16 protein-coding genes are annotated in these 22171 nt (G+C 40.9%); 12 read left to right on the top strand and 4 right to left on the bottom strand.

Annotation, left to right across the window (positions count from 1 at the left end; all coding sequences use genetic code 11):
• Nucleotides 1-8: 8 nt before the first annotated feature.
• Together parE and parC are read left to right on the top strand one after the other, a co-directional pair.
• Nucleotides 9-1964, top strand: a complete 1956-nt coding sequence (parE, locus tag E0E32_RS13560; RefSeq protein WP_130859974.1) for a DNA topoisomerase IV subunit B — start codon at nt 9-11, stop codon at nt 1962-1964.
• Nucleotides 1965-1985: 21 nt separating this feature from the next.
• On the top strand, nt 1986-4439 hold the full coding sequence (gene parC, locus E0E32_RS13555) for a DNA topoisomerase IV subunit A (protein ID WP_130859973.1): 2454 nt from the start codon (nt 1986-1988) through the stop codon (nt 4437-4439).
• 201 nt (nt 4440-4640) lie between these two features.
• Here parC and E0E32_RS13550 read toward each other — a convergent pair whose 3' ends face one another.
• Entirely contained in the window at nt 4641-5468 is an 828-nt protein-coding gene (locus tag E0E32_RS13550; protein ID WP_286171922.1) for an SDR family oxidoreductase, read from the bottom strand.
• A gap of 213 nt (nt 5469-5681) precedes the next feature.
• Here E0E32_RS13550 and E0E32_RS13545 point away from each other — a divergent pair, with 213 nt between their 5' ends.
• A complete protein-coding gene (locus tag E0E32_RS13545; RefSeq protein WP_130859971.1) occupies nt 5682-6566 on the top strand; it encodes a fructose bisphosphate aldolase in 885 nt (294 codons plus the stop codon).
• Between the two features lie 1028 nt (nt 6567-7594).
• Nucleotides 7595-11185: a dynamin family protein gene (locus tag E0E32_RS13540; RefSeq protein ID WP_165445035.1), complete on the top strand. Its 3591-nt coding sequence runs from the start codon at nt 7595-7597 to the stop codon at nt 11183-11185.
• A gap of 173 nt (nt 11186-11358) precedes the next feature.
• On the opposite strand, the gene hisJ is transcribed toward E0E32_RS13540, so the two are convergent.
• Nucleotides 11359-12162 carry a histidinol-phosphatase HisJ gene (gene hisJ, locus E0E32_RS13535; protein WP_130859969.1) on the bottom strand — a complete coding sequence of 268 codons (804 nt, stop codon included), beginning with the start codon at nt 12160-12162 and terminating at the stop codon, nt 11359-11361.
• A gap of 175 nt (nt 12163-12337) precedes the next feature.
• Here hisJ and E0E32_RS13530 point away from each other — a divergent pair, with 175 nt between their 5' ends.
• The 7 genes from E0E32_RS13530 to hisIE are packed head-to-tail and all read left to right on the top strand — an operon-like array spanning nt 12338 to nt 17950.
• Nucleotides 12338-13462, top strand: a complete 1125-nt coding sequence (locus E0E32_RS13530; protein WP_130859968.1) for an ATP phosphoribosyltransferase regulatory subunit — start codon at nt 12338-12340, stop codon at nt 13460-13462.
• Nucleotides 13459-14079 carry an ATP phosphoribosyltransferase gene (hisG, locus tag E0E32_RS13525; RefSeq protein ID WP_066193585.1) on the top strand — a complete coding sequence of 207 codons (621 nt, stop codon included), beginning with the start codon at nt 13459-13461 and terminating at the stop codon, nt 14077-14079. Before E0E32_RS13530 ends, hisG begins: the two co-directional genes overlap by 4 nt.
• Nucleotides 14076-15362 carry a histidinol dehydrogenase gene (gene hisD / locus E0E32_RS13520; protein WP_130859967.1) on the top strand — a complete coding sequence of 429 codons (1287 nt, stop codon included), beginning with the start codon at nt 14076-14078 and terminating at the stop codon, nt 15360-15362. The genes hisG and hisD overlap by 4 nt, the downstream gene beginning before the upstream one ends.
• A complete protein-coding gene (gene hisB, locus E0E32_RS13515) occupies nt 15359-15946 on the top strand; it encodes an imidazoleglycerol-phosphate dehydratase HisB (RefSeq protein WP_066193582.1) in 588 nt (195 codons plus the stop codon). Before hisD ends, hisB begins: the two co-directional genes overlap by 4 nt.
• Nucleotides 15943-16548 (top strand): imidazole glycerol phosphate synthase subunit HisH, encoded by a 606-nt coding sequence (hisH, locus tag E0E32_RS13510; RefSeq protein ID WP_130859966.1) that lies wholly within the window; start codon nt 15943-15945, stop codon nt 16546-16548. The genes hisB and hisH overlap by 4 nt, the downstream gene beginning before the upstream one ends.
• A gap of 6 nt (nt 16549-16554) precedes the next feature.
• Nucleotides 16555-17313 carry an imidazole glycerol phosphate synthase subunit HisF gene (gene hisF, locus E0E32_RS13505; protein ID WP_066193577.1) on the top strand — a complete coding sequence of 253 codons (759 nt, stop codon included), beginning with the start codon at nt 16555-16557 and terminating at the stop codon, nt 17311-17313.
• Complete coding sequence (gene hisIE / locus E0E32_RS13500; protein ID WP_130859965.1) at nt 17303-17950, top strand: bifunctional phosphoribosyl-AMP cyclohydrolase/phosphoribosyl-ATP diphosphatase HisIE; 648 nt, start codon at nt 17303-17305, stop codon at nt 17948-17950. Before hisF ends, hisIE begins: the two co-directional genes overlap by 11 nt.
• Before the next feature lie 102 nt (nt 17951-18052).
• On the opposite strand, the gene msrA is transcribed toward hisIE, so the two are convergent.
• Nucleotides 18053-18580: a peptide-methionine (S)-S-oxide reductase MsrA gene (gene msrA, locus E0E32_RS13495; protein ID WP_130859964.1), complete on the bottom strand. Its 528-nt coding sequence runs from the start codon at nt 18578-18580 to the stop codon at nt 18053-18055.
• A gap of 240 nt (nt 18581-18820) precedes the next feature.
• Between msrA and E0E32_RS13490 the strand changes: the two genes are divergently transcribed.
• Entirely contained in the window at nt 18821-19705 is an 885-nt protein-coding gene (locus E0E32_RS13490; RefSeq protein WP_066193572.1) for a 5'-3' exonuclease, read from the top strand.
• Between the two features lie 1339 nt (nt 19706-21044).
• Here E0E32_RS13490 and gltC read toward each other — a convergent pair.
• Complete coding sequence (gene gltC / locus E0E32_RS13485; protein WP_130859963.1) at nt 21045-21941, bottom strand: glutamate biosynthesis transcriptional regulator GltC; 897 nt, start codon at nt 21939-21941, stop codon at nt 21045-21047.
• Nucleotides 21942-22171 lie beyond the last annotated feature (230 nt).

Below are 22171 nucleotides of genomic sequence, written 5' to 3'. Positions count from 1 at the left end.
AACAATGAATGAGCAAAAGTAATGCAGTGTATAGCGATGAATCCATTCAAGTACTAGAAGGGTTAGAGGCCGTTAGGAAACGACCGGGTATGTATATTGGCAGTACCGATGCCCGCGGCCTTCACCACTTAGTCTTTGAAATAGTCGATAACTCAGTTGACGAAGCCTTATCTGGTTTCGGGCAAAAAATATCTGTAACGATACATCCTGATCAAAGTATAACGGTGGCAGATCAAGGGCGTGGCATGCCAACTGGTATGCATCAAACTGGGAGACCAACTCCGGAAGTCATCTTGACCGTCCTGCACGCTGGAGGTAAATTTGGTCAAGGTGGTTATAAAACAAGTGGTGGACTGCATGGGGTAGGTGCATCGGTTGTAAATGCGCTGTCGGAATGGTTAGAGGTAACCATACATCGTGATGGCACAACATTTTATCAACGGTTCGAAAATGGCGGAAAGCCAGTTACAACACTTGAAAAGAAAGGGAAAACCAAAAAAACAGGTACTGTGATCAGTTTTAAGCCTGATCGATCTATTTTTTCAACAGATTCCTATCAGTTCGACATATTGGCTGAACGGCTTCGAGAGTCAGCTTTTCTACTAAAAGGAATTACAATAGAGTTGGTCGATGAACGGAATGAGAATCATAAAGAAATCTATCAATACCCAAATGGATTGCAAGAATTTGTGGCTTATCTGAATGAAGAAAAAGACGCGCTTCATAGTGTGGTTTCTTTTGAAGGAGAGCAGCAGGAGATGGAACTTGATTTTGCCTTTCAATTTAACGATGGCTATGCAGAGAATATTTTGTCCTTCGTCAATAACGTCCGCACCAAAGACGGTGGAACGCATGAATCGGGGGCAAAAGCAGCTATCACCAGAGTATTTAATGATTATGCCAGAAAGGTAAACTTGTTGAAAGAAAAGGATAAGAATCTGGAAGGGAACGATATCCGCGAAGGACTTACAGCGGTTATTGCCATTAAAATCCCAGAAGAGAAACTACAGTTTGAAGGACAAACCAAAAGTAAGTTGGGAACAGCCGAAGCGAGATCCGTAGTAGACGCTATAGTAGCAGAGAACTTATTATATTTCTTGGAAGAAAACCCGGATAGTGCTAGTATGTTAATAAAAAAAGCGATTCGAGCTAAAGATGCCCGAATGGCGGCAAGAAAGGCACGCGAAGAAGCACGTTCTGGTAAGAAAAAGCGCCGTAAGGATGCCTTGCTGAGCGGTAAATTAACCCCTGCTCAATCCCGCAATGCAGAGAAGAATGAACTATATTTGGTCGAGGGTGATTCGGCAGGAGGGTCTGCTAAGCAAGGACGTGATCGCAAATTTCAAGCGGTGTTACCTTTAAGAGGAAAGGTCGTTAATACGGAAAAGGCAAAACTCGTGGATATATTGAAAAATGAAGAGATATCGACGATTATTCATACCGTTGGCGCAGGGGTTGGCAGTGATTTTGAGATTGAGGACTGCCAATATAACAAAGTGGTTATCATGACCGATGCGGATACGGATGGTGCTCATATCCAAGTTTTATTATTAACGTTTTTTTATCGGTATATGAAACCACTCATTGAGCAAGGAAAAGTATTTATTGCTCTACCTCCCTTATACCAGATCTCCAAAGGAAAGGGAGCAAAGGCACAAGTAGAGTATTGTTGGACAGAAGATGAACTTACCGATGTAACGAAAAGGTTCAAGAATGGTTATCACCTGCAGCGTTATAAAGGGTTAGGCGAAATGAATGCCGATCAGCTTTGGGAGACAACCATGAACCCAGAAACACGTACCTTAATCCGTGTAACGATAGACGACGTGGCTCGTGCGGAACGCAGAGTATCTACATTAATGGGGGATAAGGTGGAACCACGCCGAAAATGGATTGAATCACATGTTCAGTTTGGGCTGGAAGATGATGAGAATATTATCGACAATGAGAACATTCAAGCATAAGTTGTTTTAGGAGGAATTTCGTTGGCAGTAGAAGAAAAATATTTGGATCTTCCACTTGAAGATGTGATGGGAGATCGTTTCGGACGTTATAGTAAATACATTATTCAAGATCGAGCACTTCCTGATGTGCGTGATGGATTGAAACCTGTGCAACGGCGCATTTTGTATGCCATGCACGAAGAAAAGAATACCCATGATAAACCCTTTAGAAAATCAGCAAAAACAATCGGAACGGTAATTGGGAATTACCATCCACATGGAGATTCCTCTGTGTATGAAGCAATGGTACGCTTGAGTCAATCGTGGAAAGTGCGTAATGTTCTGGTAGAGATGCATGGGAATAACGGAAGTGTCGATGGTGACCCACCAGCCGCTATGCGTTACACGGAGGCTAGATTATCTGCTATTTCACAAGAATTATTACGTGATATCGATAAAGAGACGGTGGACTATGTCCCGAACTTTGATGATACGATTAATGAACCTGTTGTTTTACCAGCAAAGATACCCAATTTACTAGTTAACGGCTCGACAGGTATTTCGGCAGGTTATGCCACAGAAATTCCACCGCATAATCTAAGCGAAGTCATTGAAGCAATTATTAAATGCATGGATAAACCATCTGTCACGATTGAAGAACTGTTAACCATTGTTAAAGGACCGGATTTTCCAACTGGTGGTATTATTCAAGGTTATGAAGGCTTGAAAAAGGCATATGAAACTGGAAAAGGCAAAGTGGTTGTCCGCAGCAAGGCAGTCATTGAACCAATTAAAGGAAATCGAGAGCAAATTGTCATTGATGAGATTCCTTATGAGGTGAATAAGGCTGTATTAGTTAAACGCATGGATGAACTGCGTTTAGATCGTAAAGTAGAGGGCATTGCTGAAGTGCGTGATGAAACAGACCGCACTGGACTACGAGTGGTTGTCGAGTTAAAGAAAAACGCTGACAGTCAGGGTGTGCTCAATTATTTATATAAGAATACCGATTTACAAATTACTTATAATTTTAATATGGTTGCCATAAAAGATCGCACTCCACAGCTATTGAATATTAGACAAATGATCGATGCGTATATTGTACATCAGAAAGAGATTATTACACGGCAAACCCAATTTGATCTAAGGAAGGCAGAGAAACGAGCGCATATCGTGGCGGGTTTAATCAAGGCGGTATCTATTCTGGATGAATTGATACAGACGATTCGAGCTTCGCAAGATAAACAAGACGCGAAAAATCGTATTATGGCCGCTTATCATTTTACCGAGGTGCAGGCAGAAGCGATTGTCACCTTACAACTGTATCGATTAACCAATACAGATATTACGGCGCTAGAACAAGAGGCAACGGAGTTACAGCAAGCGATTGAAGGCTATCAAGCGATCTTAGCCGATGAAAAGAAATTGTTATCGGTTATCAAGAAAGACCTGAAACAAATGAAAAAGCAGTACGCAGATACACGTAAAACAAAGATTGAAGAAAAGATTGAGGAATTAAAGATTAATGTAGAGGTCACTGTTGCTAGCGAAGATGTCATTACTTCCGTAACAGAGCAAGGGTATATCAAAAGAACGAGCATCCGTTCTTATACTGCTTCCAGTCAAGAAGATTTCATGATCAAAGACGATGACCATTTAATTTCTTTGCTGGAACTAAACACCACTGATCACTTACTTGTCTTTACTAATAAAGGGCGTTATCTACCGTTGCCTGTACATCAATTACCAGACATTCGCTGGAAAGAATTAGGTCAGCACATTTCCAATATTACCTCCGTGGAAAAAAACGAGAAGATTGTTAAAGCAATACCTGTCCGGGAATTCAGTCAGGAGAAATGCTTGATTTTCTTCACCAAAAATGGGATGGTCAAAAAAAGTACACTGGATCTTTATGCTTCGCAACGTTTTTCCAGACCTCTGATTGCCTTGAATGTCAAAAAGGAAGATGAACTAATTAATGTGTACGAGACGGATGGGCATCAGGATATTTTTGTTGCCACTAATAAAGGATATGGCTTGTGGTACCATGAATCAGAAGTATCAACCGTTGGTCAACGTGCTTCAGGTGTGAAAGCTATTCAATTGAAACAGGATGAATATGTGGTAAATGCCGTAATGTTGAACGAATGGCATGAGGACCGCCAATTGTTCGTCACCACTCAGAGGGGTTCTTGTAAACGAATGCCAATTGATCGCTTTGAGAAATCGACGCGTGCCAAAAAAGGTCTAGTCATGCTACGTGAACTAAAAACAAAACCGCACCGATTGGTTGGCTTTGCCTTAACCAGTCCTGAGGATCAATTTGATATCATTACAGCCAAGTACCAGCAGCATACGGTCAAACCATTTGAATTACCATTAAGTGATCGGTATACGAATGGTTCTTACGTCATTGATTCAGATAATTCCGGTGAAGTTGTCCGAATCAAGCGTCAGATTGGGCTTTCCACTGCCTTCCCTGAACCAGAGTCATAATAGTAACTTGGAGCTGATGACATAGATCAGCTCCTTTTTCATGGTTCCGGAAAACTGTCTTGACATTTATTGCGATAAAAAAGGATCCTGTCAAATACGTTGTTGCAACCCTCAAGCGCACAGGATTTATTCTCTTAGTCCATAACTATGTTTTGCACCATTAAGGATCACAAAGAAGCGACTGGATAATACTCACTTGGCTTATAATAATGATTCGGCTCCATCAATATACAACTCCGTACCAGTTATATGTTTAGACTGATTGGAAGCTAAGAATAGGACAAGGTCAGCTATCTGTTCAGGCTTGCCAGGTTTATGCTCTAGTGGCTGATCGCCTGTAGGATAGTTAACAGGGATCTTAATTTTTTGCAAGGCGTCCGTTGTCTTCGTGTTTTCCCCTATATTTGTCTCAAATGCTCCTGGGCAGATAATATTGACACGAATCCCGTATTGGGCTAATTCGAGTGCAGCCATTTTACCAAAGGCTACTTGACCTGCTTTAGATGTACTATAAGCAGCCATACCGAGATTAGAAAAGACACGATTACCATTCACAGAGCTTGTAATTATGATGCTACCTCCAGACTCTTTCATCAAAGAGATCGCATACTTTACGGTGTGAAAGGTTCCTTGTAGGTTGGTTTGCATTGTCTTTTCCCAATCCGTCGACGTCAAATCCTCAATCGGAGCGAGTACACCATTAATCCCTGCATTCGCAAAGACAATATCTAATGTGCCGTAGCGTTGTTCCGTTTCTTTCATTGCTTGCTGCACCTGTTTATCATCGGCGAGATCAACTTTGGAGACAAAGGCCTCACCACCGTTTTCTTCAATAACCGTTTTGACTTTCTCTGCATTCTTCTCGTCGATATCGAACAGGCATAGTCGAGCCCCAGCATGTGCCAGAGCTAAAGCAGAGGCTTTTCCCATTCCAGAGCCTGCTCCAGTAACAAGGGCTGTTTGATCGATTAATAGCTTATTCTGAGTATTCATCTTATCCACTCCATGTTCTTTTATTAACACTGCCATCTGACATATGTAAGTTGAACTTCTATATATAACAGAAATAAAAAATAATTTCATTCAACTTATATGATATGCGTTTTATTGTTTTTCATCAATGTACCCTTTGGTGTACGATATCAAACAACAAGGTAGAACAGTTAACCTTTACCGTAGCATATGTTACAATAAAGCTATGGAAAATAATGCTTTCCTCAATCAATTAGAAGGAGTGGAAACATGCAAACACATCAATTAGAAAAAATGAAACAAGGCAAAGGATTTATTGCTGCATTGGATCAGAGCGGCGGTAGTACACCAAAGGCTTTGGCTGCATATGGTGTACCAGAAGACGCTTATTCTAGTGAAGATGAAATGTTTGATTTAGTGCACAAAATGCGGACAAGAATTGTGACATCTCCTGCTTTTAACGCTGATTTTATTTTGGGTGCCATTCTTTTTGAACAAACCATGGATAGTAAAGTAGAAGGAAAATATACAGCCGATTACTTAGCAGAGGAAAAGGATATTGTTCCATTTTTGAAAGTCGATAAGGGGCTTGCTGAAGAAGAAGATGGTGTTCAGTTAATGAAGCCAATTAATGACTTGCAAGATACTTTAAGACGAGCCAACGAACGGCACATCTTTGGTACTAAAATGCGTTCGGTTATTAAACAAGCCAATCCAGCTGCCATTCAACGAGTAGTGGATCAGCAATTTGCGATTGGAAAACAAATTATTGCTGCCGATTTAGTTCCCATTATTGAACCAGAAGTAGATATTAATAGTGCGGACAAACAAGAATCAGAAGCTATCTTGAAAGAGGAGATCCTGAAACAATTAAATGAACTAGGTAATCAAGAGTTGGTTATGTTGAAATTATCCATACCAACAGAGCCGAATTTCTACCAAGAATTAATTGAACATCCAAATGTCATTCGAGTGGTAGCTTTATCTGGAGGTTATTCTCGTGAAGAAGCTAACGAGAAGCTAAAAAAGAATGACGGATTAATCGCTAGTTTTTCCAGGGCACTGAGCCAAGATCTGCGAGCGGATCAATCCGATCAAGCTTTCAACAAGTCCTTAGAAGAAGCCGTCCAATCGATCTATCAGGCATCGATATAAAAAAGGAAGAAGAGTCCCAGTTCAGGGGCTCTTTTTATAAAAAGATAAGAAAGCATTTTTAGTATTATAGAATGTGGAACGATTTTGACCTTGAACAAACCAGGGTACCGATAAGACGGATTATGTTAAATAATTCATTTTCTTGAGTGATGAGTTTGATCGTTTTATCTGTGCGAAGTAAGCCGCTGCGGGAATATGCTGCGCTTTTACCCGCGGGGCATAAGTCACCGTGGGGCCGGCTTCAGCTAACTAAAAAGAAGAGCACTTTTTAGTGGATCTTCAGCTCGTCCTGCGATGCACAGGACGTGCAAGTGCAGGCGTTGCAACAAATGGGCTTCGGTGGGGCGAGTAATCGCAGTCCCAGGACGTTGCGATTTTAGCCTGTAAACCATTTTTCAGTCTCCGCATATTCCCTCGCTAGAAAGTGATTCAACAATGATTATCACTGCAAGGATAAAGCGCTCTAAGTACCTAGATAGTATGGCAACAAAAAGAAACAAACCCTCCATTGATTTTCAGTATCATGATGAATTCATGCTACAAAATAGTTCCGTCGTCCAATCGTTTCTCCAAAAGAGGATGTGGCTTACTTATGGACAGGATGATAGTGCTTGAGCTCTTCATATTAGCAGTCTATTCGATTGTAGTGCTACTACCCAGCGGAGGAAATAGGTGGAGACTCCTGTGGGAAAGCGCAACCTATTTCCGCAGCGCTTCCTAGCACTGACAAACGATCAACTTTACTATATGGAATAGATCCCTGAACACTTTACATAATCCGTCTTATCGGAAGTCCGTATATCTACCTTTGATTCATAGGCATGCTTTATCCGATTTTTCTTCATACGTGGTAAGAATAGTCGGGGAAACATCTTACAAAGAAAAAAGCATACCTCATATCACTCCTATTTTCACCTTCTTTCCGTGCCTATTTATCACTTTCCAAAACAGAATGATAAAAACCATTAGCCATTTTTCGCAAAAATCAGTATAATAAAAATTAGCATGAAATGGCAAGGAGATTTGAGATGCAGACAGCGAAACCGAACGCAGAAACAGAAAAATTACGACTAGCACAATTATTTGACTTTTTCCAACAACATCAAGCGAGTAAATACCAAGAACAAGTGCTTGATTTTTACGATAAATTAAAAAATCAAATGCTCCACATTTGTTTCAGTGGACACTTTTCAGCAGGTAAATCCACCTTAATTAACCGTTTAATGGACGAGCCTTTGTTACCACAAAGTCCGATTCCCACAAGTGCCAATATTGTCGAAATAAGACGAGGGCCAGATGAAATCATGGTGCACTTTGCTGAACGATCCCCAGTGAAGATGGAATCATTACCTCCAATTGATCGCCTGCATCAACTATGCCGTGCAGGTGATGAAGTAAAAAAAATAGAGATATTTAAAAAATTCACTCCATTACCAGAAGGAATTAGTTTCATGGATACTCCTGGTATTGACGCGACGAATGATGCCGATCGACTAATGACAGAATCGGCCTTACATAAAGTAGATGTTCTCTTTTATATTATGGATTATAACCATGTGCAATCAGAGGTTAATGCTACTTTTTTGAAGAAACTCGATGCCATGAAAAAACCGTACTATGTGATTATCAATCAAATGGATAAGCACGATGAAGAAGAAATTAGCTTCGATGATTTTCAAACAAGTTTAGAACAGGTTTTTCAACAATGGAAGATTAATCCAGAAGGAATTTTTTATACCTCGATGAAGGACGAGGCTGTCATTAATCAATTTAATTCGCTGCAACAAGTGATTGACCAGTTGATCACTAAGAATCATCAACGCTTATTAACAGAAACGATCCAGGCAGGGATGGAACACACGATTCACGAATTTCTTCAGGATAGACAGAAAGAATTGGATGTCCAGCTTGAGGGGTGGCAAGAAGAGTTAGATACACTTCCAGAAATGGCAGAGGATAGCGAAACACTACAGCAAACCTATCAAAAAACAGTGGAAGAAAAAGAGCAGATCATTGCTAGTTTCTCAGATGAAGTAGAGAGAACGACAAAGAATGCCCAGCTTGTCCCTTTCGATATTCGAGAAAAGGCAGAACAGGTATTAGTTGCTTATGATCAGAAATTCAAAACGGGTCTATTTCGCAATCAAAAGAAGATCCAAGCAGAACGAGAGCAGCGCTTGACGGCTTTTTATGAGGCGTTAAGAGAGAAAGTAGAGATCGGGTTAGAGTGGAAGCTTCGTGATAAGTTAACAGAGATGATACAGCCCTATATGCCAGTGGATTTTTCGGAGTCTATTTTCACTTCCCATTTTCAGCCTACTGATTTTGTCCAGTTAATGGATGAAGGGGCTACTCTAAATGGAGAATATTTGCTTGTCTATACCGATCGAGTTGCGCAAGCGATCAAACGAACCTACCGTCAATATTATAAGCAAAAATGGCAAGAGCTTGAATCCGATATTTTACAACTAACAAACCAAATGTTGGAAAAAACAATGACAGAGATAGAGCACCAACGGCATTATCAGTCATTGCTGGATCAAATGGATAGATGTAAAGAGGGCTATGCAGCATTACGAGTGGAGGCCTTTGCTATTTTGTCTCCAGACTATGCGTGTGATACGTCATTACTCGCCTTGATAGAACAGCAATTAGCATCCAATAAAGTAACAAAGCTTGTTAATTTAAACGAAATGTCAACCGCTTCTACCATGGTAGAAGAACATAATGATGCGACCCCTAAGACAAAAGAGGCTGTAACTAGCCACCGTTTCGATCAAACAGTGAGTGATGTGCAAACAGCATTGCGTTTGTTTGCACCCATTCAGGATCTGCAAGGATTGAGTAACGACTTGACTCATAAACAGACAAGATTACAGGAGCGCTCGTTTACTATTGCCTTATTTGGGGCCTTTAGTGCCGGAAAGTCTTCTTTTGCGAATGCTTTAATTGGAGAAAAGGTATTACCGGTTTCTCCTAACCCTACGACGGCAGCGATTAATAAAATCAGTCCAATCCGAGGGGACTACCGACATAAGGACGTTTATGTGGTCTTGAAACAGGAGCAAGAATTGATCGAGAACATCAATGAAATGACGGCGCAAACCTTTGAACATATACAGGAAGCCTATCGTTGGGTTAAAAAAACAAATCTAGACAAGTTGACCATCGCCGATCAACACAAGTCTTTTTTGACTGCATTTCTTCATGGTTATCCAGAAATGAAAGAGCGAATTGGTACGGCCTACCGCATCGGGTTTACGTCATTTCAACGATACATTAGGGATGAAGAAATCGCTTGTTTTGTCAAAGAAATGGAATTGTTTTATCAATCGCCATTAACGGATAAGCAAATTACGCTAGTAGATACACCGGGAGCGGATTCGGTCAATGCCCGCCATACAGAACTCGCCTTTTCTTATATAAAAGATGCCGACGCGATTCTATTTGTGACCTACTATAATCATCCGTTTTCAAAGCCGGACCAGCAATTTCTCGAACGTCTTGGTACAGTGAAGGACGCCTTTGCTTTAGACAAAATGTTCTTTATTATCAATGCGATTGATTTAGCAAAAGATCAGACAGAGGCACAATTAGTGATTGATTACATCCGTAAAGAATTACAAGTGTTTGATATTACCCAGCCGAGAATGCATGCCGTGTCTAGTAAACAGGCGCTACAGGCAAAAACAGAGGATACGGGATTGCTGGCATTTGAACGGAATTTCTATCGTTTTATCAAAGAAGAATTGACACAAATGAGTATGCAAGCTATTTATACGGATTTATCTAAAGGCTTGGGGTTAGTTACCCAGTGGTTATCGATCGTGAATAGTAATGAACAAGAAAAGGTGGCTATTCTAGCAGAAAATGATAGGAAAGAACAGCAGATCAAGCAAATCATTGCAAAAGTAGAGGGTCAGGTATACCTAGAGACCGTTTTACAGAAACTCCATAAACAAATCTATTATGCGACTCAGCGCTTAACGATACAGTATCAAGATGTATTTAAGGATTTTGTACACCCTGGTGCGATCAAATCACAAGGTCGTAAAGGGAAAAAGGAGCTGGAACAGGCATTAAACCAATTAATCAAGGCTTTAAATAGGAGATTACAACACGAGTTTGAAGCGATATCGATTCGTTTGGAGCAAAGTATGAATCAAGCTTTGCAACAAATGAGACAAGATACACAAGCAAAAGCACAGCACATCGATGATAACTTTTCCTTATCACAGTGGGAAGATGTGCATTTTAATAAGGCACCCGTTGAACTCTATGATTTGATCATAGCAGAACAACAGTTAAGTAAATGGGTACAAGCTTATAAGGATACCAAAGCGTTTTTTGCGGAAAAAGGTAGACAAGTGCTAGAGGAAGAATCGGCCGCTTATTTACAAACGGAATGGCAGCAGGCACTAGAGCAATTAGAAGAACAATTACGTCTATACTATCAACAGCAATGGCAGGCGCATTATCATCCGTTTATTCAACAGTTTACGGACGAAATCGTATCCTATTATCAGCATTTACGAGATGGTATCCAGCATTCAGGTGAGAACAAGCAGCAATTAGAAACCATTCACCAGCAATTAACAAACATGTTGGCACGGCCATAAAATATACCAGCAGCTTACATTGATGAGCTGCTGGTTGACGTGTAAAATCGTCTCCTATTCAGATAAAGAGAACTTGGCATTCGCCAAGCCTTTTGCGAATGCCTTAGTTGCACTTATACTTTATTCCTTGCATTTTTTATTCTTTCTTAAAGTGCAAAATAAACGTTCTCGCCTTAACGTAGCCATGGATAGAGCTGTTCAAAACCACGGGCGATAGTGGAAGCTTGATGACTATCTGAACCAGGCTGTAAAGGAATCCCTTTTTGAATAGCCTGTTCAACGATGGCAGGTGCTGGATATATTTCCTGGCAATCGTCTTTATAAAGACCAGCCGTATTTAAATCAAGGGATAACCCCGCTAATTTTATGGTGTCCAATAAGGAAGCGATCACCGCTTGTTCTTGCATATTCACTGGGAAAGCGTGCTGGAATTTATGTATTAAGGTAAGATGTCCCAAACGTTTCGGTTTATAGGGACCTAAGTCGGCTGCAATGGCAGAAGCCACGGTTTGATAGTATTTCTGGTAGACGGTTTCTACATCGCCGAATAGTTGAATGATGCGCTGAAATTCATCCCTGCTGTAATCCAAACATACATAATGGTTCGTTTCTTTCTTTAACATATGTACTGATAAAATGCCGTCATCCATATATTTTCCGTATTGAGCGAGGAAATCGGTGGTTTCTCTTTCAAACCCTTCAATATAATCTAATTCAAAACCTAGATTAATCTGGATATCGGATTGGTATTGCTGTTTGGCTGTTTGAACAGACTGGATGTAGGCCTCAAGGTCTTCCCATTTCATACTGCTGTCCTTCTCTGGACTTGGGTCCACAAAGTTTTTTGGTAAAGGGGCGTGCTCTGTAAAACTAAGCTCTGCTAAGCCCTTGCTGATTGCTTGTTCAATATATTGAGACAGCTGGTCATCAGAACCGTGGGGGCAGTAGGCGGTATGTACGTGATAATCTCCATTCATGTAAATGGTCCATCCTCTCATTTAAGGTAATGATCTCATTGTATAACTTTCACAGTAGATTGAAAAGAGGGAATTGACAATAATGAAAAAAGTATGATATGGTTATAAACATAATCAAACGCTTTATCACAGTAGAGTGGTAAATCAATAAAGTGAAAAATAGGATGTGAACAAAATGTTTTTACCAGCAGGAAGTCAAGATGAGACAGGTGCTCAAATATCCAATCGTTTAAAGGCTTCGGAGATATTCCGCCTTGTAGCTGAACGCAGAAATTTCAAACCAATTGCCACACCTGTAGTGGAATATGCTGCTACTTTCACCAATGAAATCGCCGGGATGGATCTGCAGTCCATGTTAAAATGGTTTAACGGAGATGGCGAAATAGAAGTATTGCGTCCGGATTGGACGGCAGCGATTGCTCGTGCCATTGCTGGTCAGCCACCAACGGAACAAAAATGGTCTTATCAAGGCAGTGTCTTTCGTTTTGACAAAGAAGAAACAGAAAGCAGGCAGGCGGGAATTGAAATTGTCCATGCAGATACCTTTTATGGAGAAGCGGAGAGTCTGTTGACGGCAATCGCTTATCTACAACAGTTAAATATTGATCATTACGTCTTTGAACTAGGACACACTGGTATCTTCGAGGAATTAATTGCTCCTTATTCCTTGACGAAGGACCAAGAATTGCAGTTACTATCAGCCATGCATGATAAGCGGGCCGATTTAGTAGAAGAGATCGCTCATGTCCATGGAGATGCAACACTTGTCGAAGCCTTGCTTGCCCTTATCAATGCCTATGGTTCCAGAGATATCGTTACGCAATACCGCAAAAACTGGGCGGAACAGCCGGCGTTAATTGATATTTTGGACCATATTGACCAATTAATTAATTTGCTGGAGGCAAGCGGAGTAACGGAGGTGATTGTCGATCTAGGGAGAGTGAAAAACTTGCCATATTATGATGGCATCATGTTTCGGGCATTCTTAACGAATAATGGATCTACTTGCTTTTCAGGCGGTAGATATGACAAGTTATATGAACAGTTTGAGCAGACCATCTCGGCAGTTGGTCTTGCCTTTGATGTAGATGTCTTAGCTACATGTATGCAGCCAGCTTCAGAGACAAGTAAGGCTTGTATTATTGCCAAGCCGGAGACACATGCCATTGCCGAGGCTTATCGTACAGAGCTTGCCGAGCAAGTGGTAGACATTCAATACCAGCTGGAGAATCCGGCAAACTATAAAAACCTATATCAAGTAGTTGAAGAGAACAGTCAATATAAGGTGGTAAAGCTATGAAGCCAGTAATCGCATTAACAAAAGGACGGCTCGAAAAACAATTTTTGACCTTTTTCGAAAGCTTGGGTTATGAAATCGGTCCTTTGAAGGAAAAAGGCCGCAAGTTGCAAGTAGAAACCAATGATTTCTCCTTCTTTTTTGCTAAAGGAGTAGATGTCACAACCTATGTAGAGAACGGTATTGCTGACTTAGGAGTGGTCGGCGGTGATATTTTAATTGAACATGAGCCAGATGTATACAATTTATTTCCGTTGCCCTTTGGTTATTGTCGCATGGCCTTAGCCACGAAAGCAGACCATACTTGGCCAGATCAGAAGAAGAGGATTGCCAGTACCTTTACCCATATTACCAAGAGCTATTTTAAAGAAAAAGGAGAGTCTGTGGATATCATTCGGTTAGAAGGATCGGTTGAGTTAGCCCCGATCCTCGGTTTGGCCGATGCAATTGTAGACATTGTCGAAACAGGGACAACACTAAAGGAAAATGGCTTGGTGATAGAGGATGAATTCTTTTCCTTTAGCGCTAGGTTAATTGCTAATCGTTCTTCCCTGAAGATTAAACGGAATCAGTTAACACCTGTCATCGAACGATTTAAGAAAGGGGCGAAACAAACATGATTCCACAGTTAACCGTTGACCAATTTTTAAAGAAGGCCCTTCCAGAACAGGCCAATAGTCAGGAGCAGCAGCCTTTTTTGCAGGCAGCTAGTTCGATTATTGCAGATGTGCAAACACAAGGGGACCGTGCTGTTCGAAAATATATGGAACAATTTGATGGTAAAGCACCAGACACATTACTGGTTACTGACGAAGAACGTAAAGAGGCATGGGACCTTGTTGACACCCAAGTCATTACCGCCTTACAAAAAGCAGCCGAAAATATTCGGTCATTTCACCGGAAACAATTAAATCACTCTCGTCTCATGCAAGCAGAAAGGGACGTTATCTCTGGTCAGCTTTTCCGCCCGCTTGATCGTGTAGGAATTTATGTACCAGGTGGGACAGCCGTATATCCATCTACTGTGTTAATGAACGCTATTCCTGCTGTTTTGGCTGGTGTGGACCAAGTGATTATGACCACTCCGGTAAAGGATGGCGAAACATTAGCCCCAATCCTCGCTGTAGCGGCTGATATTGCAGGTGTAAATCGTATTTATAAAGTAGGTGGGGTACAGGCGATTGCCGCCCTTGCTTATGGAACGGCAACGATTCCTAAGGTAGACAAAATTGTTGGCCCGGGAAATGCCTACGTCGCGGCAGCAAAAAAATTAGTATATGGTGATGTTGGTATTGATATGATTGCCGGACCAAGTGAAGTGGCGATTATTGCAGATGAAACAGCAAATCCGAGCTTTACAGCAGCTGATTTGATTGCCCAAGCAGAGCACGATACGAATGCACGCGCCTTTCTGATAACGACTTCTGCTGAATTAGTGCGTAAAGTAGTAGAGGCCTTATCGGAACAAACCGCCAGTTTGCCGCGTAAGGATATTGCTGTTGCTGCATTGCAGGAAAAAGGGGCAGCCGTTGTAGTAGATTCGTTGGAGGAGGCCTTTGCCTTATCCAATCAAATCGCCCCTGAACATTTAGAAATTCAAGTAGAAGACCCACTAAGCCATCTAGGTAACGTCAAACATGCGGGATCTGTTTTTCTAGGTCATTATACACCTGAAGCACTGGGCGATTATTATGCTGGTCCTAATCATGTTCTGCCAACATCAGGCACGGCTCGTTTTTCATCAGGATTATCGGTAGATGACTTTGTTAAGAAAACGACCTATCTATACTATACTGAAACGGCTCTGCAACAAGCTGGTGAAGATGTGGTGACGATCGCAAATCAAGAACAACTGGCTGGTCATGGGCTGGCTGTTCGCAAACGCTTGGAGGAGAAGAAATGAGAAAGGCTAGTAAAACAAGAGAAACATTAGAGACGAAAATTGCTGTTACCGTGGATTTAGATAATCCTAATGAAGTGAGTATTGCTACAGGGGTGGGCTTTTTTGATCATATGTTGACTGCTTTTGCCCGCCATGGCCGGATTGGACTCCATGTCAAGGCAGATGGAGATTTGCATATTGACAGCCATCATACGGTAGAAGATGTGGGCATCGTATTAGGACAATTAGTAAAAGAAGCTTTAGGTGACAAACATTCGATCAATCGCTTTGGAAGTTCCTATGTGCCAATGGATGAATCGTTAGGGTTTGTTGCTTTGGATATAAGCGGTCGCCCGTATCTCGTTTTCGATGCATCGTTTAAACAAGAACGTTTAGGCAATTTTGACACGGAATTAGTGGAAGAATTTATGCAGGCTTTTGCCTTCCAATCGGCCATTACCTTACATGCAAAAATCATTCATGGATCTAATTCCCATCACCAAATTGAGGCATTGTTTAAAGCGCTTGGTCGAGCATTAGGTGAAGCAGTACGCATCAACCCTGAAATTCAGGGAGTCAATTCCACAAAGGGGTACATCGAATGATAGCTATTGTAGATTACGGTATGGGAAATATCGCTAGTGTTCAAACAGCCTTCAAGCGTCTAGGTTATCAAGTAGAAGTAACCGATGATCCAGAGCGATTAAAACAAGCAAGTCATCTTATCTTACCTGGAGTAGGCTCTTTTCAAGCGGCTGTTGCAGAGATAGAAGAGCGTAATCTCGCCGATCTTTTACGTAATTTGGCAGCAGAGAAACCCTTTTTAGGGATTTGTCTCGGGATGCAACTTTTACTGGATACAGGTTATGAAAATGGGATATCTTCTGGTTTAGGACTAATCCCAGGAGAGATCCAAGCGATAGAAACCCCTTATATTTTGCCGCACATCGGATGGAATAAATTAGATATCACTACAGGACAAGATGATTTTGCTGCCTTTCAAGATAAACACGTCTATTTTGTCCATTCTTTTCAAGCAGTAACAGCGCCACAATATGTAGTCGCTTCTGCTGATTATGGTACGACGGTTCCAGCTATCATTAGGAAAAGCAATGTAGTAGGCATGCAGTTTCATCCAGAAAAAAGCGGAGAAATAGGGATGCAATTGCTACAAACATTTATGAAAATAACCGAAACAAGGAGGTAACAGTATATGCTTGCAAAAAGAATTATACCATGCCTTGATGTGAAGGAAGGTAAAGTGGTGAAAGGAACAAATTTCGTTGGTTTAAGAGAACTAGGTGATCCGGTGGAAATGGCCTCCCAATATTCCAAAGCTGGGGCAGATGAAATTACTTTTTTAGACATTTCAGCGACTAACGAAGGGCGCCAAACAATGGTCGATATTGTTAAAGAAACAGCAGCGCAAGTGTTTGTCCCGTTTACGGTAGGCGGAGGAGTTCGTACGATAGAAGATGTAAATCGATTGCTTCAGGCAGGAGCAGATAAAGTTGGCATCAATTCCGCAGCAGTAAATAATCCGGAGCTCATTACCCAATCCTCCAATCGTTTCGGTGCACAATGCACAGTGGTGGCAATTGATGCCAAACGTGTCAGTGATAAATGGCATGTGATGACACATGGGGGCAGTAAAGACACCGGTATAGATGCCTTAGAATGGGCGAAGGAAGTTGAGCAGCGTGGTGCTGGTGAGATTTTATTAACTAGCGTGGATACGGACGGTGTCAAGAATGGTTTTGACCTTCCATTAACTGCCGCTGTTGTTGAATCTGTAAGAATCCCAGTGATTGCATCTGGGGGAGTTGGTAAGCCAGAGCATTTTCCTGAAGTATTCAATAAAACCGATGTATCGGCTGGGCTGGCTGCCTCCATTTTTCATGAGAACAGCTTTACCATTGAAGAAGTAAAGCAGGTATGTGCAGAACAAGGAGTGAATATTCGTGAAACCTGATTTTTCTAAAGGGTTAATCCCCACTATTGTCACCGATTATGATACGAAAGATGTGCTGATGCTGGCATATATGAGCGAGGAAAGCTACCAAAAAACGTTAGAAACGAAACAAACATGGTTTTATTCACGGTCAAGGGATGAGCTATGGCACAAGGGTGCTACCTCTGGTAATACCCAAGAGGTACAATCGATTGATCTGGATTGTGATCAAGATACATTGTTAATTCAAGTGATCCCAGCAGGTCCGGCATGTCATACTGGAAGACAAAGCTGCTTTTTTAATCGAGTAGCGGAAACGAACGATAATTTTGATGGAGCCATCATAGAGCATGTCATGGAGGAAGTAGAACAGCGTAAGTTAGAACGTGTGGAGAATTCCTATACCAATTACCTCTTTGATAAAGGAGTCGATAAAATTGGTAAAAAGGTGATTGAAGAGGCAGGAGAAGTAGTCATTGCTGCTAAGAATCAAGATAACGAAGAGGTAACTAAGGAAGTAAGTGACTTGCTCTACCATACTTTCGTCATGATGGCCGATCAAGGTGTGGCATTAAGCGATGTGAAACAAGAGCTTTCCAATCGTTTCGCTACTAAAGGAAACAGTAAAGGTGACCGAGCAGAGATTAAACAATGGTAAACAAAAAGGTTCTTAGAAGGGAAACTAAGAACCTTTTTGTTTACAGCTCGAATATTATCGATCAGAATTTTTGTTGCTTTTCAATATATTAACAGTGGGGAATTAGTGCCAATACTTTTCAATAAACGCATCTCTTCCAGATTGTATACGTTCCTGCTTATAGGCCTCTTTCTGCTTCTTATAAAAATCCTGATGATAAGATTCAGCTGGATAAAACACGTCAGCAGGCAGGACGGACGTGACAATCTTTGCTTGAAAACGGTCAGAATCGATCAGTTTTTTCTTAGAGGCTTCTGCCAATTGTTTTTGCTTGTTGTCATGGTAAAAAATTGCTGTCCGATATTGTGGACCACGATCCATATATTGTCCACCGTCATCGGTTGGATCAATCTGTGGCCAATATACATCTAAGATTTGCTGATAAGAGATGATTTCTGGTTCATAAGTGATTTGCACAGCTTCAAAATGTCCAGTTGTACCTGTTTTCACCTCTTCATAACTGGGATTTTTAGTTTGTCCTCCCGTATAACCAGATTGGACACTTATGACGCCATCCCATTGATCAAATGGTTTTACCATACACCAAAAGCAGCCACCAGCAAAGGTTGCCTTTTCTTGTTGTCTAGTCATCTATTAAACTCCTTTTATTGCAAAATTATCTCATAACGTTTAATATACAATGGATGCTTGATAAAGTAAATAAACTCAACTTTAGTATAGGGAGTAACATGAACTGCTAGAAAGCGTACAAGTTTTTCTTCGAATCTTGGATCAGGCTGGGTCACATTCTTGACGAAATGACTTAAGATTTGGCAATGACAGCAACTATTCCTGTGCAAGAGTGGAAAAAAAGATTAAAGGATGACGGATATGAAAGATAAATCACATGTATTGATAATTGATGGAATGGCATTACTGTTTAGAGGTTTTTTTGCAACGGCCTTTTCAGGGAATTTCATGGTGAATAGTAAAGGTATCCCTCGTAATGGCTTATTTGGTTTTCTTAACTATTTTACAAATGCGGTGGAAACCTTTGCTCCCACACATGTTGTCTGCTGTTGGGATATGGGTAGTAAAACATTTCGTAATGAATTGTATGCGGGTTATAAAGCAAACCGCGAAGCACCACCAGCGGAACTTGTCCCACAATTTGACTTGGCCAAGGATATCGTAACGATGTTTCAGGTTCCCAATATAGGAGAAGTAGGTTACGAAGCGGATGATTGTATTGGTACACTAGCGCAGCAATTACAATCAGACCATTTTGTTACCGTGGTGAGTGGTGATCAAGATTTATTACAGTTGGTAGATGATCAGATTCAAGTCGCAATTATGAAGAAGGGCCAAGGCAATTATGACTTGTTCAACAGCGATAATTTCTTTGAGAAAAAAGGATTACTCCCTAAACAAATTATTGATTTAAAAGGGTTAATGGGTGACAGCTCGGATAATTATCCGGGAATCAAAGGAGTTGGAGAAAAAACAGCATTAAAACTGCTACAAGAATATCAATCTATTGATAATCTATTAGCAAATCGAGAGCAGCTGACGAAAGGGATGCAGAAAAAGCTAGAAGCGTATCAAGAAGATTTAGATATCTCCCGTAAACTTGCTGCTATCTACACCAAGGTACCATTTCAATTCACCATGGAGGATGCACTATGGTCAACGAATTTATCGAATATGGAGCATTACTTGATAGAAGAACTAGAATTTAAACACCCTGAACGATGGTTAAGTAAGTTACCATCCTAAGACAGAGAAAAACTAACCACATCACATATAAGCGTGGTTAGTTTTTCTCTGTCTTTTGCGCTTTAACAAAACACGACGCATTGTAGTGTTTTATAGTTTTCGATAATTATATTATGTAAACTATAAAACCACCCAAAACGTCGTTTACCTCAAATTAAAACTTTTACATCCTATTATACCAAGGATAAACATTTTTGGTATTATAAGATGTGAAACGATTTTGACCTTGAACAACTGGGGTGCCGATAAGACGGATTATGTCAAGTAGTCCACTTTTCTAAGTGGTGAGTTTGATCGTTTTATCTGTGCAAAGCAAGCGCTGCGGGAATATGCTGCGCTTTCCATGGGGCCGGCTTCAGCTAACTTGCAAAAGAAGAGCGCTTTTTCAAGTGGATCTTCAGCTCGTCCTGCGATGCACAGGACGTGCAAGTGCAGGCGTTGTGACAGGAAGTCACGGGTTTAGCCTACGAACCGCTTAGGAGTCTCCGCATATTTCCTCCGCTAGAAAGCGATTCAACAATGATTATCACTGCAAGGATGAAGTGTTCTAAGTACCTAGATAGTATAGCAATAAAAAGAAACAAACCCTCCATTGATTTTCGATATCATGATGGATCCATGCTACGAAATAGTTCCATCATCTATAAGTATAATAACGATCCAATCGTTTCTCCAAAAGGTGATGCGGCTTGCTTATTTGCAGGATAATAGTGCGTTGATCTCTTCATGTTAGCAGTTCGTTCGATTGTAGTGCTACTACCCAGCGGAGGAAATAGGTGGAGACTGCGAGAATAGCGCAGTGTGAAGACCCCGCAGGAAGCGATCTTTGCTGACGAGTAGGCTACACATGTAACACCAAGAAAGTAAAGAAGCCAAAAATCACTTCTCTTCTTAAAGTTTGTCAAAAATAGATTAAAACTTGGTGCAGAGTGGGGACCTTGACAGTTTCGTTCATATCAGGAGGCTAAGCCTTGTCTCGCGAAAAGCGCAACCTATTTCCGCAGCGCCTATTAGCACTGACAAACAATTAACTTTACTACATGGAATAGACCCCTGAATACTTGACATAATCCGTCTTATGGGTAGTCCGTATATCTAGTTTCGGATAGAAATAAAGGACCGGACGGAAATTCCGTTTTTTTCTTTTTCTTACTAAAAATATTAAAATGTTTACACTTTTACTACATAGGGATAGGGTAGCCGTTTACTTAACCAATTTTCATTTTCAATCACCATATTCATAAAGCAGCGCCAAGCCTTTCCGATGGTTTCATACTTGAGTCCCACTGGATCAATGCTTAACCGCCTAGACAAGCCCATGACATTGTAAAATCTACAATCAACGCGATTTATTGGCGAAATAATATTTAACAAAGTCATAAAACACCTGTTCAGAAGGTGCCAGCCGTCGATGTTTTGGAATTATCAAACCTACTGTTCGGGTTAACTCAGGATTTTTAATCGCTACTTTTACACTGTAATCCGAATTTAAGTCATTAAAGGCACTTTCGGGTAGGAGCGTAATCCCAATGCCTGCCGCAACCAGCCCTTTAATCGCATCTAAATCCTCCCCCTCAGAAGTAACTCTAGGTGTGAAGCCAGCATTTTCACAGCCGTCAATCACGAGTTGGTGGAGAATAAATCCTTCAGGAAATAAGACAAAATCTTCATTATATAACTCCTTAAAGTCTACACTTTTCGCATCGGCAAGTGGGTGCGATCTCGGTACCAAAGCATAAAAGTTTTCCTCAAATAGCACATCACCAATAATATCAGGATGCTCTGTAAAGACTGGCCCTAAAAATGCAACGTCCAGTTCCCGGTTTTCTACCGATTCAATCAGAAAGTTGTAAGATCCTTGCCGTAATTGGAAACCGATCTTCGGATGCAATTTTTTAAATGCAGACACTACGGAAGGTAAAAAATTACTAGCAAGGCTAGTCGGGAAACCAATTTTTATGGAACCACGTTCAGGATCTATGTATTCATCAATTTGCTTTTTGGCATGATCAATTGCTTTTAATGCCGTTTTGGTATGAGTTAGAAAAATCTTGCCGATATGAGTGAGGCGGACATTTCTTCCTTCTCGTTCAAAGAGTTCTACACCCAATTCTGCCTCTAAATTAGCTATTTGCCGACTTATTGCGGATTGTGCTACATGTAAAGCGACTGCTGCCTCAGATACGTGTTCACGCTCCGCAACCTCAACAAAATAGCGAAGTTGACGTAATTCCATTCTTTCACCTCGTTTATATATATCAAAATTAGATCATTTTTATATTAATTATATATTGTTTAGATCGAAAAAATATCGTATTATTATATTAGTCACGTTTATTCATTCTCTTAATGGTATAAATATTTCTGCTGACGGAGCAGTTAAATATTAGTTGTTACCGGTGTATGTGCCGCGATCCCATACTAGTAGTCGGAGTGGGAGATAACGGTCATCAACACCTCGACAAA

This window comes from Gracilibacillus phocaeensis (assembly GCF_900626275.1).
In the GTDB taxonomy this organism is placed as follows: Bacteria; Bacillota; Bacilli; order Bacillales; family Amphibacillaceae; genus Gracilibacillus; species Gracilibacillus timonensis.
Note: the sequence above shows the minus strand (reverse complement) of the source record. Positions and strands in the feature narration are given on the sequence as shown.

Coding starts and splice junctions, on each gene's coding strand:
- parE (WP_130859974.1), top strand. CDS start 9: ATGAGCAAAAGTAATGCAGTGTATAGCGATGAATCCATTCAAGTACTA.
- E0E32_RS13550 (WP_286171922.1), bottom strand. CDS start 5,468: ATGGCAGTGTTAATAAAAGAACATGGAGTGGATAAGATGAATACTCAG.
- E0E32_RS13545 (WP_130859971.1), top strand. CDS start 5,682: ATGCAAACACATCAATTAGAAAAAATGAAACAAGGCAAAGGATTTATT.
- E0E32_RS13540 (WP_165445035.1), top strand. CDS start 7,595: ATGCAGACAGCGAAACCGAACGCAGAAACAGAAAAATTACGACTAGCA.
- hisJ (WP_130859969.1), bottom strand. CDS start 12,162: ATGAATGGAGATTATCACGTACATACCGCCTACTGCCCCCACGGTTCT.
- E0E32_RS13530 (WP_130859968.1), top strand. CDS start 12,338: ATGTTTTTACCAGCAGGAAGTCAAGATGAGACAGGTGCTCAAATATCC.
- hisG (WP_066193585.1), top strand. CDS start 13,459: ATGAAGCCAGTAATCGCATTAACAAAAGGACGGCTCGAAAAACAATTT.
- hisD (WP_130859967.1), top strand. CDS start 14,076: ATGATTCCACAGTTAACCGTTGACCAATTTTTAAAGAAGGCCCTTCCA.
- hisB (WP_066193582.1), top strand. CDS start 15,359: ATGAGAAAGGCTAGTAAAACAAGAGAAACATTAGAGACGAAAATTGCT.
- hisH (WP_130859966.1), top strand. CDS start 15,943: ATGATAGCTATTGTAGATTACGGTATGGGAAATATCGCTAGTGTTCAA.
- hisF (WP_066193577.1), top strand. CDS start 16,555: ATGCTTGCAAAAAGAATTATACCATGCCTTGATGTGAAGGAAGGTAAA.
- msrA (WP_130859964.1), bottom strand. CDS start 18,580: ATGACTAGACAACAAGAAAAGGCAACCTTTGCTGGTGGCTGCTTTTGG.
- E0E32_RS13490 (WP_066193572.1), top strand. CDS start 18,821: ATGAAAGATAAATCACATGTATTGATAATTGATGGAATGGCATTACTG.
- gltC (WP_130859963.1), bottom strand. CDS start 21,941: ATGGAATTACGTCAACTTCGCTATTTTGTTGAGGTTGCGGAGCGTGAA.